This window comes from Vibrio sp. SCSIO 43155, from assembly GCF_023716605.1.
Lineage (GTDB): Bacteria > Pseudomonadota > Gammaproteobacteria > Enterobacterales > Vibrionaceae > Vibrio > Vibrio harveyi.
Genome location: NZ_CP071853.1, coordinates 893,450 through 910,021 on the forward strand (window position 1 = coordinate 893,450; position 16,572 = coordinate 910,021).

The window sequence follows — 16,572 nt, forward strand, 5'->3', positions numbered from 1 at the left end:
TATCTAACTGCATAAAGTAGCTATAAACAAACATATCATAATGAAGTGAAGGTTTATCGATGGCTACTCACACTCTGAATAATGGCAAGTTGAAGTTGGTCGTGAATGAGGCTGGAGGGTGTGTTGATTCATTTCAGTATATTAACGGATTCACCTTTGATGCGTTGAGAGCCAGAGTCAATACTTCCAACGGCTTTGCCGGAGATTCAAGTATGTTTCCCATGCTGCCAATGGCGAATCGTATTCGCGGAAATCAATTTGTTTGGCGTGGGCATAAAGTCGTGCTGCCGGTTAGTCGTGCCATCGATGATATGTTTTTCTTGCATGGAAATGGATGGATTTCTGATTGGGGATTACTGACCAAAAACGCAGGTGATGACTTTTTGGAATTAGAGTTAACGTCAAGTATCGACGGCGTATGTGAATACCATGCCAAACAGTCTTATCAACTGTGTGATGACGCCCTTATTGTTACCATGGTTCTGACCAACCTTGGGGATGATGCTTTTCCTTTCGGGGCTGGCTTCCATCCATTTTTCTCAGTTCAGCAAGATACACTTGTAGAATTCCCGGCGACAGGTTTTTGGTTTGAAGATAAGCAGAATCTTCCTGATCGTTTCGTTAGGCACATACCTTCAGATTACAACTTCAATAGCGAAAAAACAGTGCCCGATTTATGGATCAATAATGGATATCAGATGAGCGATAGCGGAGTTATGGCGTCGCTAAGGCACAAAAATGGGGTGTCAGTATTAGTGTCGAGCCCTTGCCGTTACCTGCAAGTTTATAAGCCCTCGGGTGAAAGCAACTTCCTTTGCCTTGAGCCTCAAAGTCATTATGTTGATGCGCATAACTTTGGTTGTGAAAGCCTGAGCGTTTTATCGCCGCAAGAAAGTATGCAAATCAGTATGTGTATACGAATTGTGACATGAACTTGATGTGAAATGTGCCATAAAAAAATTGGTATGAAAGCCCCTAGCGATAGGGGCTTATTCTTTGGAACCATTTATTCTGCAGAACTATTGGATAGCGAGTGTTAGAAATAATGGAATAGTGGAGGTTCGTGCATTAAGAAGTTTTGATGAGAGATGTTCCAAGCATAGGCGCCAGCAAGCGTGAACACGACATAATCTCCAATATCGAGGTGAGTAATGTTTTGATTTCTTGCAAGAACGTCTTTTGGCGTACAAAGTTGACCGACGAATGTCGCGTGTGAGTGCGTAATCGGCTGTGATATGACTTTGGGTTTATTACTCGCTAAAATCGCAAATGGATGATCGTGACTTTGTGCCGCAGGGGTGCGGAAGTGATGTGTACCACCACGCGCAATGACAAAGTTCTCGCCCAAGTTTTGCTTGATGTCTAACACTTCCATAACGTAATAGCCGCATGGTGCAGAGATGTAACGTCCGCATTCAAATCGCAGTTTCCAATCTTGAACTTGTTCTTTCGCGATCAAAAACTCTAACTTGTCGCAAAATTCAATCCAAGGGAAGTGCTGCTCATTATTTTGGTAGTTAATGCCCATGCCTCCGCCAAGGTTGATCATTACTTCATCCAGCTCAAATTGTGTTTGCCAAGCTTTAACGACTTGGAAGTAAACTTGCATTAATGCTAGGTGACGATCTACCTCGAGTTGATGAGACATTAAATGGAAGTGGAAACCTTTTAGGTGCACGTTTGGAAAATCATGCAGCAGAGTGAGGGCGTTACTTAACTCGCTTTCATCCAATCCAAAAGGCGTGGGTTTCCCACCCATGGCGAGTTTGCTTAAGGTGATATCGCCAATATCGATGTTCATTCGTAGAAAAATCGAGGCAGAACGGTTCAGCTTTTCTGTTAATGCACCAATGCGATGCAATTCAGTGAGACTCTCGACATGAATAGCATCTACGTTGAGCTCAATCGCTTGCTCAAGTTCGCTTGGCATTTTGCCCGGACCACCGAAGATCAAGGGCATATTGAGTTGCTGTTCGTGTAGATGAGCAAGCTCTCCGCCGGACGCAGCTTCGAAACCATCGACATAAGGCGCGAGTGTTTTCAAGATTGGCTCTGATGGGTTGGCTTTCGCGGCATAAAACAGCTCTACATTTTTGGGTAGAACGTGTTTCATCTGTTTAACGTGTTGCTCCAGCGCCTTTAGGTCATAAAGGTAGGCACATAGTGGCTGCATGTGTTGCTCTGCCAATTGCAAAACTTCTTGTTGGACGTGCAACGGAAGCTGTGAAGAATTAAGCATGATTGGCTCCTTGGTGATTCGCCCATGGCACTGGAACTTGGGTGTAGTTGGATTCTTTATCCGCTCTTTGCATTAAGCGCGTAGTAAAGTTGTTTTTGCTCGGGAAACTGCCGCCGTTTATCAAGGATTCAAGCTCAGGTTGTTTGCCATTGACGGATTGCCAGCGAACAATTGCGCTTTTAACCGAGTTCCAAAGCGTTTTCTCAAGCGTTTGGTCTCCTTCCGCAATAAAGAAAATGGCTTCACTGATGTTGTTGATGAAGGTACAGTAACCAATACGATTCCAACCTTGCGCCCGGCTGTAATAAACCGATTGGCGAGCGCGTTCAGAAAGCTGGTTCAATGACTCCGGTGACCAGAATTCTGGAAGCAATTTGGTGCCTTCTAGATCGCGTATCCACACGCAGCAGGGCATGCCTTTTTCAAACCCAATGAGTGTGTTTTGCAAATGAGGCTCAAATGCGACGCCATGTTTAAAGTAGTAGTTGAATACGCCGGGAATTAAGCAGTGTAAGTAGCGCTCAAACCATAAAGTCGCGATGTCGTGGTACGTTGTTTCTGATGCTTGTGCTTTGGTTTCTAATTGAGCAGCGATACAGCTGTCGCCATTGCGATCATAGGCAAATAGTGCTCCCGCTAACGTTGGTTCTAGTACATCAATTTCACACAAGGATAGGTTTTCTCGATATAGGATACCAAACGACTCTCGGGCTTTCGTCAGATCTTCTTTTTGCTCGGAATCAATCGATTCCAAGTTGATGGTAGTGGCAAAAGGTTCTGTCATCACTTTGAAAACCGGATTCTGTAACTGCTCACTTTCTTTTATCGGATGCAAAATCGAGCTCAGTTGCACCGCACTATCGAGTTCATACCATGCGTTTTTACGGACACAATTGGTCAAGCGGACGTTAATCGAGAACTTGGCGAACCATTCTGTTTCAGGGTGGTACATGGTACGCACCGATGATGTCGGCAGCATTTTTTCTCCGCCTAGCCCTAATGGCGTCATTTTGCCTTGTTCAATCGCTCGTTGAACTAATGGGTTTTGCAAGATCGTGTAGCTCTCCCATGGATGGCAAGGGTAGAGGGTGGCGTCTCCAGAGTGCGGCTTTTCCGGTGCCAATTGCTCAATCATCGACTTAGGAGTATGACGTTCATCCGAGCGAAGCACATCGAGCAACGTATTATCCACTTCAAACCAATATAGAGGGACGCTGGCTCCCACTTCTGGTGAGCATGCTAATAGATCATCCATACTCACGCCGGAACGGCTTTTTGGCGTTGGGTGGAAGGAGTGCCCCCAAAGCAATGATTGCTCTGAAGCGATAAAAGCATTGTGCTGTTGAGGTCTTGTGTTTGCGTTTAGAAATTGCTCCGTTACCAACAGGCTATTTTCCATTTGAGCCACAAGCTCGTTGTTGAATGGAATCGTTAACACTTGTTTTAGATAGTTCAGTAACAGTGTCAGTGTTTGGATTGCATCTAATTTATGCCATCCAGAGCCCGGCATTTTGCTCCAGGGCATATCAATCAGTTTGACTTTACCAAGCTGACTCACGTACTCAGCAGGCAACAACAAAACACCGTTTTGATGGGGAAGATGAATGCCCACGCGCTGTTGTTGTGAATAGTTACGCTTCAATGTTTGTGGTAAAGACGTTGAACGGTACTGCCATTCAACTTGCTTGTTAGGGATCGCGTATTCGCGTAGATAGCAGTTGACGACGCCCGTTATGGTGTTGAGCTGAGCTTTTCTATTGTTGAGTTGTGCTTGGCTTTTCGCAAGCGTTTCGCTTGGAGACAATGGCGTTTGTAACATGTTGATGTCCAAATTTTGAATGGATGATCAGTGCGATAAGAGTCAAAGTACTGACCAACGCAGAAAGGAGAAAAGGAACGTCGAGCGAATAGAAGCGGATAATAGAAGATGCGCTAAGACCTGCGGCAACTCCGCCCCATTTAGACATTGCATCAAAGCGAGAAAACACTTTGCCGCATTGTTGCCTATTAAGTCGGGTTGCAAGCGCTTGATGTAAACCTTGGTAACAGCAAACCATGCCACAGCCAAACACGATGCGAGCTACGATCAGTAAGACTTCATGTTGAACGAGGTGCATGACGCAACTGAGGGAGAGTAAGGCAAACCCCAACCAAAGTGTACGTTGCTGCTGGTGGCGGTTGATCTTCTCTGAAAGTGCATGAATCTTGGTTGCAAACACAAGATAAACACCATGCGGAAGCGCATACAAGAAGCCGATCCATGCCGGATTCACGTTGCCGTATTGCTCAACATAAGGCGAGAAGTACGGGAAGGTCACTACCATAGCGAAAGCAAAGCTAAACTGAGCACCAAACACCCAATATAAAGCACGTAACGAGCAGTCCGACATAACATCAGATTTGTCTACAAGAGCGTCCGATTGGGGGGAAGGCGTTTCGGTTTGATCGACGGGTAGGGTAAGCGTGATCGCAAATGCCACAAGTGGCAATACGGCTAACCACAGGTATGCATTCAGCGGGTTGGATTCCGATAACGTCCATCCTAGCCCAATGGGTGCCACTATCAGAGCCAAACGAGCAGATAGTTGGGTTTTATTGAGCGTTTTACTCAGTGCTTTCGCATCTTCTATTTGGCTTGAAAGGTAGCTATTAGACGCTGCCATTGTTCCGCCAAACGTTCCTTGAATAATGAGACCAAACACAAACATAGGTAGCGTTGTTGCTAAGCCACACAGCATAAACCCCGCGGCGAGACCAACTTGAGCGCGCAGTAGAGAACGGCGTCTGCCGTATTGGTCGGCAAACTGCCCCCAAAAACGAGCGGCCATAGCAGTGCAGAAGGTAGGGAGAATGAACAAAACACCTGCCCAGTCTGCATTTATGTGGGCTCCCAAAGTGGGTAACACCGTCGGTAAGAACAACGGCATGCCTAACGCAGCAAATGCAGCGATAAAATGGCAAAGCAGTACGCTGTAGATGAGTTTGGTCATGATTAATTAGCTCACGCTCTGTTTAATGGCAGTGAGATAAGCATGTTGAGCGTCTTCGCTGGTTAACAACAAGAAGTTGGGCGCGGATAACCCATAATATTTGTTGATATCGCTTGCTCCTGATGCTTCTTTGGAAAGTAGACTCCCTGAGCTCAACAAATATTTGGCGTACAAATCTGGGGAATCAAATAAGAGTTCGCGTGCCAATTTTGTTTCGTGACCTTGTGCGCCTAAGTCGTCGATATAATAAGCGAGGCTTCGTGCGACTACTGCGTACAAAGAGGCGCTTGAAGCAATCCCTTTCGCTGCCATTGCCTCTACAATCGCGGCAATATCCAGTTGTAGCGTAATCGTGGTAAACATCTGACCCAACGCGAGTTCATTATCGACCTTAATTCGTTGATCCAGTAGTTGATCGCACTGAACAGGGGAATGCTGTTCAAACGCTTTGAAACGATTTGGCCAGATACGAGCGGCGTCATTGTCCTTCATAGCTAACGTCATTTTGCCTTCTTTATTGAACGCAATGATGGCGTTTTGCTGATTGGATTCCAAAGCAATGCCATAACGCAACCAAAGAGTCAGATGCACTTTACATAACAGATCAACGTAGTCGGTAAACCAAGCCAATGTATCTTGCTGGTAGTATTGTTCAGCGAGATGCTCAAGGAATAAGCGACCATCAGGCATTGGACTGGCAAGGGCTGCAACAGGCACTAATGCTTGGTCTTCGCAGTGGTGAACAGGGTATTCGCGCACAATGTAAGCGAACGTTTTATCATCGCCAACGTGCCCACCATGCTTTTCGTTACAGTGGAAAAGCGTGCCACTTAGCTCACTATCACTTTGCTCTAAATGCGTTAACAAACGCTCAAACCAATGACCGTCATACAGTGTCGATGGTTTAATAAGACGAATGTTCTTAGTTCCTAACGAACGCATAATAAGTGGCACTTTTATATGAACATTCGGTGTTTGGTTCACTACCACAGTGCGCACCGATAAGGTTGGTGTCACCTCGAGAAAAGCGAGTGGCGCTTCAATCACGCCTTCAGGTAGTGACTCTAAACTGCGTAAAGTCAACGGATGAGCAGGGAACAAGTCATGACTCAGTGAAAAGTCGGCAGGCAATCCAACTTGCTCCATTGTTGGCCAGCACTCAGGAGGCGCAGAGGTTAAGGTCACTAGTGATTTATCAATGGCTAACCAACGCAAAGTAAAACTCTTGGCAAACTCCGGTGCATATTGCGCTAAGTCATTATCACTCAGTCCAAATTTTGCTCGAGCTGTCGGATAGTATGGATGATCCAAATATGAAGCGATTTGGTCTGCTTGTAACAGTTTACGTTCCCAACCATTGAGTTCCGATATTGGCTGCATCAATGCTGCTGAGTTTTGCTCGAATGCTTTGTCACATAAGCCTTTATGCTTTTCCGCACATTCGAGTTCTTGTAGATATCCATCGAGTAACGAATGAGAGCTTTCGTGAGCACAAGCTTTTAATACTTCAATCCAATCGCGGTAATGTTGTTGTGATTCAACGGCTCCATTTTTCTCTACAAACCAGCAGGTTGGCGCATGGTGGTTAGTCACGCCGTAGACCCATCGCTGCATGTAATAAAAAGGCGTAACAGGTAAGTAAAGATTTAAATCTTGTGTTGAGAAGGCGAGCCAAGTTTGGTCTGCGCCATAAGCATTGATGTTCAATTTGTTGGGTAAAGCATTAATGAAAGCGCCTTGAGAAACTAAACCAAATAAATCTTCGCGTAGACACGTATCGATTAAACGCTGGGTGAGATATAAAACGTTGTCGTTCATGCCGTTACCTCTTCGACTGGCACAAGGTTGAAAGTGGCGAGAGCCTGTTTGAGTGAAGGCTGCAATGACTGTCCGGATGGTGAGCTAATGGAAATCCTGGCTAGGTAGTCTTTGTTTGAATAGCTTTGTTGGATGTGCTCTCCAGCGGGCTTAAGAACCTGTTGTTGCGTAACAATATCGCCTTCTTGATGAATGAAAGATGTTGATGTACCCGCTATGGTTCCGCTCGTGTCGGCGACAACATAGTGCACTTGAGCGCTACCTTGGATAGTGAAGTCCAGTTCAAGTTTGTCGCCAAGATGCAGTTTTAAAATGGTGCTAAACCACTGATGATGGCTCAGGTTATTAAGTAGAAACTCGCGTCCATCTCCGATACTGCGATAATTGACCTCCACCAACACGGGACCGGAATCGGTGATAATAAATTCGCTATGGCACACGCCGAATCCGACACCAAAAACTTTCAACTGGCGGAGGCATTCGTCACGAAATTGGACGCTGTGAGTACCATTCCAACACGCCGCCATCTCGATAAAGTGCGGTGGGGCAGACAGTTCGACATCAAACCCACCAACGGCGAGTAAGTTATCGCCATCCCCTAATGTTTCTATTGTGATAAGCGGGCCCTGCAAAAACTCTTCAACCAAGACAGGAGTGGTTGGGTGTTTTTGCCAGAATGCATCGCAATAATCCCCAAGTGCGGCATCGGTGTCGCAGCGTTGAACATCCAAACTTGCAACGCCTTCCTTTGGCTTTGCGACGACAGGGAAATTGAGTGTCTTGCGAGGCGATGAGTCACCTTGATGCAGCAAGATACTTGGTGTGCTTGGCAATGATTTGTCATTGAGGACTTGGCGAGTTAGGTGCTTGTTCTTAGCTTTTAACGTCACAGTCCAGTCTTTAGCGGGCAAGTTAAAGAATTGAGCACAGATAGCCGTTGAAGTTTGCAAATGATCGCTGTTACTAAAAATAGCGCTAGGGTGTAATTCGTGCTCCGTGATGACCTCGATGAGTTCAAGTGGATTGAAAACATCACATTCTAGAATGTCATCGGGGGTGAACTGGTTATCTTCACTGGCCAACTTGAGATGGTTGAGCTTGTGGTCAGTGATTAACACGACGTGAAGACCCATCGCTTTTGCTGCAGGTACGAAGCCGTGGGTGACTGCATCATTAACGACATGACTCACGATGATCATCGTTGATTTCATGGGACTTTCCTAATTTTTCTAACGTTGTTACTGCGTGCTCACAGTCGGCTTCCAATGCGTCTCTTTCGCGGCATTTTAGGGAAAGCTTTTATTATTATTCTGATTTTATTGATTATTTTGTTATTTCCCCAGTTACATGGGGCAAACAAATATAGATCATAATTTTTATATTGCAAACACAAATGATATTGGTTTACATTCGCACCTGTTGGCAATTTTATAAACTAACGGAATTAAAAAAATGGAAATGAAGTTGACCTTATCCCCATTAGCATTAGCTATAGGTGGAACGTTAACTGCAGTGGCAGTCATGCCGAGTGTATCGGCATCGGAAAACGTTGAAGCGAATGAAACCGTACAAGTTGTTGGTCATAGGTACGAAGGTTACGCCGAGCACATGCCACAGTCAGGCACCAAAACGGACGTTGAATGGTTAGACGTTCCGCAAGCGGTATCGGTTGTGACTAAGACTGAAATGCAAGATCGCGGAGCAGTGCGCTTAGTTGACGCGCTAGATGGTGTCGCTGGTGTGAACAATACCTTAGGCGAGGGTAGCCGAGATCAGTTTGTGATTCGTGGATTCGACGCCCTTAATGATATGTATCGTGATGGAATGAGAGATGACGGTACATTGCAGTCCTACCGTAGTCTGGCAAACATTGAACGTGTCGAGGTGGTAAAAGGACCTGCTGGTGCGCTGTATGGTAGAGGCTCGGCGGGTGGCATCATTAATTTGGTGACCAAACGTGCTAATGGTGACAATTTCACGAATGTGAATGGCAGTGTTGGCAGTAACAATCAATTTGTTGGTCAGATTGATAGTTCTATGGCATTTAGCGACAAGGTCAATGGTCGTATTAACTTAGAGTATCGCCAAGCAGACTCTTACGTAAACCATGTCGATTCTAATGATTTCTTTATTGCACCGACGATTCGCGTATTGCCTGCTGATGGGCATACCATTGATTTTGATGTTGAATATGCCCATCAAGAGCTAGTTCCTTACCGAGGTGTGCCATCAAAAAACGGCAAGCCAGTTGACGTTTCAGAAAGCACGTTCTTTGGTGGAACCAATGACTACCAAGAATCGGACAGCCTTCGTATTGCAGTTAATTATGAATGGCGTTTAAACGATGAATGGGCTTGGACAAACCGTGCTTCATACAACCGCATTGAACTGGAACAAAAGGGCACTCGTCAAGGTGCTGTTGTGGGTGATGAAGTTTCTCAAACGGTGAACAATTTTGGCTACGACCCTCGCACAACAACGACTCTGCAATCTGAGTTAGTTTGGGAGACAGAATCCAACCAAATGATGATTGGCGCAGACTATAACCAGATCAATATTGATTTGACTTTAGCCAGTGACAAGACGCTGCCTCCAAAAAATATTTACAACCCTACAGTAGGACCAACGCCAAACCCTGGCTTTAAACCTTTCCGTGATAACACGACCACAACAGCGGGCATCTACATTCAAGATGTTTACACGTTTGGTGATCTTTCTGTGATTGGTAACGTGCGTTATGACTCAATGGATCTTGAGCAGCAAAAAGCCGGGGCAGCGAAAGAAGATCTCGACGATAACAAAGTCAGCTACCGTGCTGGTTTGGTCTACCGAATTAACTATGACATGTCTGTGTATGCGAGTTTAGCGCGTTCATGGCAGTTACCTTACTCTGGTATTTACATCAATCCAAAACTGGCTGAATTTTTCCATACCGACATGAAAGAAGTTGGCGCAAAAGCCTATCTATTAGACAACGCTCTAATGCTGAACGCTGCTGTGTTCCAAATCGACCAAGAACAACCGCAAACCAATATCGATGGTGATGTGATCAATAAGATTGAAGCTCGCCACCAGGGTATCGAATTGGAAGCGCGCGGTCAGATCACGCAGCAATGGGATATCTCAGTTGGTTATAGCTACCTTGATGCGGAAGACAAAGACACGGGTAAAAAACCAAATGACGTGTCTGACCATCTGTTCTCATTGTGGAGTACATATCAGCTTGATGACAACTGGCGTTTAGGCGGTGGTGTTAAGTACGTAGGTGACCGCTACGCTGGTAACGATGAAGCGGTGGCACTTGGTGATTACACTACAGTGGATTTGATGGCTGCTTACACAACAGGCCGTCACAAAATCCAAGCAAACGCTTACAACGTGTTTGATGAGAAATACATCCTAGGTGCCACCAATGGCAAGTCTGGATTGAACCAGATTGGTTACGGTGCGCCAGCAGAATTCATGCTCAGCTATGGATACCGATTCTAATTATTTTCGAATTCTCGCTACTTGTTAGCGAGCTTTCTTACCTCGTTTTGAGGATTGTTAGCCCATAGGGTCAAAGCCGCTTTTTTCTCTTTGACCCTTACTTCTCTTAAAGGAGACCCCCATGCTTTACCAAAATATGGATGGTAACCCCCAAGCTAAGCTGCGTTTAAGTTTGCTTGCGACCGCGATTGCTTCTGTCACCTCCATGAATGCACTTGCTGCCTCTGAACCTCAAACCACTACGATGGAGACGGTTGTTGTCACTGCGAGTGTTATCGGCAATTCAGCAATAGAAGATGTAAAAGAATACCCAGGAGCACGTACGGTCCTGACGAGTGAGCAAATTGAAAAGACGGCCGCTCATTCAATCGATTCAGCGCTGCAAAGTGTACCTGGTATTAAGGTGCAAGATGAAACTGGTACCGGTGTACTGCCTAACATTTCGGTTCGAGGCTTAAAAGCAAGTCGCAGTGGTCATGCTCAGTTCTTGATGGATGGTGTCCCTCTTACGCTGGCGCCATATGGTCACACCGGACAATCCATTTTCCCAGCAACGTTATCCATGATTGATCGCATCGATATTGTACGTGGTGGTGCGGCTGTTCAATATGGTCCAAACAACGTGGGTGGCGTCATTAACTTGGTGACTAAACCGATTCCAAACACTTGGCAGACTGAAATAAGTAATCGCTTAACTGTGTTTGAAGGCGGCGATACGCCACTGAACGACTTCTATTTAAGAACGGGCGGGTGGTTAACGGATACGTTTGCAATTCAATTAGAAGGTAACTTTTTAAAAGGCGAAAGCTTCAGAGAACATTCTGATACAGACGTAAAAAACTTCCAAGTTAAAGCAAACTGGTTGTTGAGCGACACTCAAGAGTTGCAAGCATTCATTCAAAGGTATGATGCGGACACACAAATGCCCGGTGCCTTGTCGCCAGACGATTATAAAAAAGATCGCAACCAATCTAAGCGTCCTTATGATGAATATCAGGGGAAATCAACGCGTTGGAGTTTGAAATACATTCAAGACTTAAATATTGCGGACAGTGCAGAGCTGCAAGTTCAAGCCTTTGGTCATAACTCTGAGCGTTTCTTCCAGTGGGGCTTTAATGGCGCAGGTGGTCACTGGGCAGATCCAGCTTTGCCTTCAACTGACGTGCGTACTTCCCCACGAGAGTTCAAAGTATATGGAGTAGAACCTAAGCTCGCGATGCACTTTGGCGAAGGCAGTGCGGTGACGCAAAACTGGATCGTTGGTGCTCGCTATGTAAATGAAGACATCGACTACAAGCTGACTCAAACTCCAATTGCTGGCGGTGCGACGAAAGTACCTCGTGATTGGCATTTGGATACCGATGCATTTGCTGGCTATATTAGCAATGAAGTAGGTCTGTTTAATGATACGTTAAAAGTAACTCCGGGCATTCGCTACGAGTCTGTCGACATGACGTTTGATGACTTAGGAAAAGCACAGAGTACAGATAACAAAGTGACGGAATGGCTACCGGGTCTAACGGTCGCGTATAATCTGACTGAGCAATGGGTTGGTTATGCGAACGCTCAGAAATCGTTGCGCGCACCTCAAATTGCATACATTCGAGGTTTAGGTAAAGAGGGCAGTGAGCTTGCGTGGAACTACGAGTTGGGTGCTCGTTATACACATGATTCAACCAGCTTTAACGCTGCTTTGTACCGCATTGACTTTAAAGACCAACTACAATGGCAAAGTGCAACCCAAACCTTTGAAAACATTGGTAAGACGCTTCACCAAGGTATTGAGCTATCGGCTCGTTACGTTCCTGAATCCGTACAAGCACTTAGCCTAGGTGCAAGCTACAACTACTTAGACGCAACGTTAGAAGAAGAGGGCGCAAATAAGGGCAATCAACTGCCTTATACGTCAAAACATCAGCTTAGCTGGGATGCTACCTACGCGTTCTCAAAAGTAGATACAACACTATCTGGCTACTATTTCAGTGACGCATATTCTGACAACGCAAATACGAGTGACGAAGACGTGACAGGTGCGAAGGGTAAAGTACCGGCTTACATGGTTTGGAACTTCAACCTTGGTACTGATCTGTACAAGGATGACAAGGGTAAGCTACGTATGAATGTTGCCGTGAACAACTTGTTTGATGAGGACTACTATTTCCGAGGTATTGATACCAGCCCTGTTGGTCGATACCCGGCGCCGGGACGTTCTTACACTTTGGATCTGAATTACCAGTTCTAACTCGTTATTGTTTGATGTTAACACAATTCAAAGTCGCTAATTTACGTTGGCGACTTTCACGATCTTAGTGTTGGGGATATAAAAACATGGAAAACGAATCTCGGTTTCTATCGATGAACTTACGGCTTGCTGCATTTCTCTTATTGTTCATAAGCGTTATGTCTTTTCCAAGTTCAGCAAAAACTCGTGTCGTACAAGATGAACAGGGGACATTTAAATTAGAAAGCACACCCAAACGCGTTGTCGTTTTGGAGTTTTCTTTTGTGGATGCGTTAGCAGCAGTTGGTGTGTCGCCCGTCGGTGTTGCAGATGACAACGATGCATCAAGAGTGATCACAGCAGTACGTGATTTAGTTCAGCCATGGCAATCTGTTGGTATGCGTTCTCAGCCGAGTTTAGAGGCTATCGCTGTGCTAAAACCGGATTTGATCATTGCGGATGCAGAGCGCCACCGCACGATCTATCAAGACCTCAATCGCATCGCACCCACGTTGCTGCTAAAAAGCCGTGGTGAAACGTATCATGAAAATCTAGAGTCTGCGCGTAAGATAGGAATCGCACTTAACAAGCAAAAAGCGATGAACAAGCGCATTCAATTGCATCAACAAACCATGGCTGAGTATAAGCGGCATTTTGCGCTTAAACAGACGGTACAGTTTGCGGTGGTGTCAGACAAAGGTATGTGGCTCCACAGCCCTAAATCCTATGCTGGTGGTGTTCTTAGCGAGTTAGGCATTACGAGTCCGCTAGTGCAGGCTACGGAAAAAGCTTATCTGCCTGCGAGCTTTGAATTGCTATTAAAAACAAACCCGGATTGGTTGCTGATTGGTGCATACTCGCAACCGAACATCATTGATGAATGGAAAAAGAACCCGTTGTTCAAGTTGTTATCTTCAGCAAAAGCACAGCATATTGTTGAAGTGTCACCGGAGCTTTGGTCTCTTAATCGAGGCATGCTAGCAGCAGAGAAAATGGCGCAGAACTTAGAACAGATTTTGGGTTCGTCATGAACAAAGCAACGATATTGAAAGAAAGCCCTCATCAGCCTCAAGTGCCATGGAAAGCGATGTTTGTTGTCGCTATTGTTTTGGCTTTGGTTCTGACAGGGTACGTAGCTTCAATGCTTGGCTGGTCAAACTTTTCACTCACACTCAATGATTTAGTGGGGTATTGGTTTTCATTTGATGAAACCAACATGAGCCATCAAATCCTTGCTACGTTACGTGCTCCGAGAGCGTTTGCTGGGTTAACAATTGGAGCTTGCCTCGCTGTTGCTGGTTTATTGATGCAGGGTTTGACGCGCAACGCGTTGGCATCGCCCTCAATTTTAGGTATTAACGCTGGTGCAGCGTGTTTTATGGCTTTCGCTGCCATTGGCGTGCCGATAGTCAGCGATATCAACCCAATTCTTAATGCTGTACTTGGCGCACTACTTAGTGGCGTTTCTGTAATGATGCTTGGTGGTTTTTTTTCTATTCGCTCGCATCCTCTGCGTTTGGTTTTAGCAGGTATAGCAGTTAGCGCTCTACTGCTTGGTCTTACCCGAGCGGCGCTTATTCTTGCGGATGACATGGCTTACAGTGTATTGCATTGGCTGACGGGGTCTTTAGCAAGTGTGGACGAGGAACAATGGAACCAACTGTGGCCGCCAGCATTGACTGGATTGGTTCTCGCAATGGGGTTGGCTCGCAATCTCAATTTACTGGCTCTTGGAGAAGAAGTCGCGGTTGGATTAGGTAGCAACATCCAGATGACTCGGCTCGTTACGGGCATCACTATTGTTTTATTGGCGGGAACGTGCGTTGCCATTGCGGGGCCTATTGGCTTTGTTGGTCTTCTTGTTCCTCACTTAGTAAGACCAATAGTCGGTCATAACTATCATTTACTGATCCCATGCTCGGCACTGATCGGGGCGGCTCTGGTTGCTTGGTCAGATGCATTATCACGTGCCATCGCGTTTCCCACTGAAACACCGGTTGGCGTGCTTACCGCGTTGATTGGCACACCTTGTTTTATCCTTGTTGCGATGAGGAGGTCTTAATGCTTCATCAAACAAAACTGGCATTGTTGTTTGGGTTTGTTGCTTTGGCTGCTGTTGCGAGCTTATTAGTTGGAGCCGCTTCGCTTTCTGCTTCTCAAGTCATGACGCTCCTTGTTTCTTTTTCAAACGACGACTTTGTTATTCATCAATACCGCTTTCCTCGCACTTTACTCGCAATTGGCGTTGGAGCTGGGCTCGGGTTATCAGGATTATTAGTTCAAGGTGTGATTAGAAATCCGCTAGCTTCTCCGGACTTGATGGGAATTAGCGCAGGAGCGGGGTTAGCGGCAACGGCAAGTTTGGTATGGTTTCCTAATACCTCACTCAGTTGGCTACCTTTGATTGCAATGGCAGGAGGTCTATTTGCAGCAGGTTTCATTGCGATGGCGGCTTGGCGTTCAAAACCTACACCTGCAAGATTAGCGTTAATTGGTATCGCCGTTAGTGCTTTTCTCGCCAGTGGTATCGACTTCTTGTTGGTCACGCATCCCATTGAAATCAACACTGCGATGGTTTGGTTAACAGGTAGCCTTTGGGGGCGAAACTGGCAGCAAGTGCCTTTCATTTGGGGGGCGCTCTTATTGCTGATACCGCTAGCGCTGTGGTTAGCATGGCGATTAGATGTCATGGGGTTGGGTGAAGAAAGCGCAACCACTTTAGGGGCGAAGCCAACGCAGATCCAAGTGGTTGCGTTGTTAGCAGCGGTGCTTCTAGCCAGTATCAGTGTATCTGTTGCCGGAACGATTAGCTTCGTCGGACTATTAGCGCCACATTTGGCCCGTTTGTTGTTTGGGCATAACCATAAATTGTTGATTCCCGGATCTGCACTGGTTGGCGCATTACTGGTTACTTGTGCTGATGCCTTGGCTCGTGGGATTCAACCACCGATTGAATTACCTGCTGGAGTGCTTACATCCGTTATCGGAGCGCCTTATTTTATTTTTCTTCTATATCGTTATCGAGGTTGGTAATCATGCTAAAGACGCAGAACCTTTCCGTCGCCTATGGCAAAAATACAATCATTCCGAATTTGTCAGTCTCAATACCAAAAGGGAAAATTACCGCGTTGATAGGACCAAACGGCTGCGGTAAATCGACGTTATTGAAGACATTAGTAAGGATTAACAAACCTTTATCTGGTGATGTCTTTTTTAATGAAAAACCGTTGTCGAGTTATGGAGATAAACGCCTAGCTCGCTCGTTATCACTGTTGCCCCAAATCTTAGTAAGCCCAGAAGGAATCACAGTAAGAAAACTGGTTGAGTACGGTCGTTCTCCCTATTTATCCCATTGGGGAAGGTTAGGGAAGGATGATAAAACGATTGTGGAACAAGCAATGCATGATACAGGCGTATTCGAATTTGCCGATAAACCGGTTGAATCATTATCCGGCGGGCAACGTCAAAGAGCATGGATTGCTATGGTCATGGCACAAGATACAGAGGTCGTGATGTTAGATGAACCTACCACCTACCTTGATATGTCGCATCAAGTCGAGTTGATGAATTTGATGCAACAAATGAATGCCAATGGAAAAACCGTGGTGGTTGTCTTGCATGATCTTAACCAAGCATGCCGTTACTGCGACCATCTCATTGTCCTTGAACAAGGTCAACTTATTGCAGAGGGGTCACCGGATGAAGTGTTTACTGAGTCATTACTTGATGAGGTTTTTGACCTGAAAGCGAAAGTATTCCGTGACCCGATTTCTGATACTCCGATGTGTGTTGCTGTCTAATAGACGCAAGATAAC

General features: G+C 45.8%; 12 protein-coding genes. 7 read left to right on the forward strand and 5 right to left on the reverse strand.

The genetic code is table 11. The features are described from left to right. Positions 1-59: 59 nt before the first annotated feature. Positions 60-932 carry an aldose 1-epimerase gene (locus tag J4N44_RS20910; protein ID WP_252045712.1) on the forward strand — a complete coding sequence of 291 codons (873 nt, stop codon included), beginning with the start codon at positions 60-62 and terminating at the stop codon, positions 930-932. A gap of 104 nt (positions 933-1,036) precedes the next feature. Here J4N44_RS20910 and J4N44_RS20915 read toward each other — a convergent pair whose 3' ends face one another. From J4N44_RS20915 to J4N44_RS20935, 5 genes are read right to left on the reverse strand one after another with little or no spacing between them, the layout of a single operon-like run. After that, positions 1,037-2,239, reverse strand: a complete 1,203-nt coding sequence (locus J4N44_RS20915; RefSeq protein WP_252045713.1) for a type III PLP-dependent enzyme — start codon at positions 2,237-2,239, stop codon at positions 1,037-1,039. Then, positions 2,232-4,058, reverse strand: coding sequence for an IucA/IucC family protein (locus J4N44_RS20920; protein ID WP_252045714.1), 1,827 nt, complete (start codon positions 4,056-4,058; stop codon positions 2,232-2,234). The genes J4N44_RS20915 and J4N44_RS20920 overlap by 8 nt, the downstream gene beginning before the upstream one ends. Further along, on the reverse strand, positions 3,994-5,229 hold the full coding sequence (locus J4N44_RS20925; RefSeq protein ID WP_252045715.1) for an MFS transporter: 1,236 nt from the start codon (positions 5,227-5,229) through the stop codon (positions 3,994-3,996). Before J4N44_RS20925 ends, J4N44_RS20920 begins: the two co-directional genes overlap by 65 nt. A gap of 6 nt (positions 5,230-5,235) precedes the next feature. Continuing rightward, positions 5,236-7,047, reverse strand: coding sequence for an IucA/IucC family protein (locus J4N44_RS20930; protein ID WP_252045716.1), 1,812 nt, complete (start codon positions 7,045-7,047; stop codon positions 5,236-5,238). Beyond that, positions 7,044-8,258: an ATP-grasp domain-containing protein gene (locus tag J4N44_RS20935; RefSeq protein WP_053053131.1), complete on the reverse strand. Its 1,215-nt coding sequence runs from the start codon at positions 8,256-8,258 to the stop codon at positions 7,044-7,046. The genes J4N44_RS20930 and J4N44_RS20935 overlap by 4 nt, the downstream gene beginning before the upstream one ends. Before the next feature lie 241 nt (positions 8,259-8,499). Here J4N44_RS20935 and J4N44_RS20940 point away from each other — a divergent pair, with 241 nt between their 5' ends. From J4N44_RS20940 to fecE, 6 genes are all read left to right on the forward strand, one after another. Next, positions 8,500-10,536 carry a TonB-dependent receptor gene (locus J4N44_RS20940; RefSeq protein ID WP_252045717.1) on the forward strand — a complete coding sequence of 679 codons (2,037 nt, stop codon included), beginning with the start codon at positions 8,500-8,502 and terminating at the stop codon, positions 10,534-10,536. Positions 10,537-10,657: 121 nt separating this feature from the next. Next, entirely contained in the window at positions 10,658-12,778 is a 2,121-nt protein-coding gene (locus J4N44_RS20945) for a TonB-dependent receptor family protein (protein WP_252045718.1), read from the forward strand. A gap of 86 nt (positions 12,779-12,864) precedes the next feature. Then, positions 12,865-13,788, forward strand: a complete 924-nt coding sequence (locus tag J4N44_RS20950; RefSeq protein WP_009696141.1) for a Fe(3+) dicitrate ABC transporter substrate-binding protein — start codon at positions 12,865-12,867, stop codon at positions 13,786-13,788. Between the two features lie 56 nt (positions 13,789-13,844). Next, positions 13,845-14,819, forward strand: a complete 975-nt coding sequence (locus J4N44_RS20955; protein WP_053053138.1) for a FecCD family ABC transporter permease — start codon at positions 13,845-13,847, stop codon at positions 14,817-14,819. Continuing rightward, entirely contained in the window at positions 14,819-15,790 is a 972-nt protein-coding gene (locus J4N44_RS20960; RefSeq protein ID WP_252045719.1) for an iron chelate uptake ABC transporter family permease subunit, read from the forward strand. The genes J4N44_RS20955 and J4N44_RS20960 overlap by 1 nt, the downstream gene beginning before the upstream one ends. A 2-nt stretch (positions 15,791-15,792) precedes the next feature. Then, positions 15,793-16,557, forward strand: coding sequence for a Fe(3+) dicitrate ABC transporter ATP-binding protein FecE (gene fecE / locus J4N44_RS20965; RefSeq protein WP_017819178.1), 765 nt, complete (start codon positions 15,793-15,795; stop codon positions 16,555-16,557). Positions 16,558-16,572: the final 15 nt, after the last annotated feature.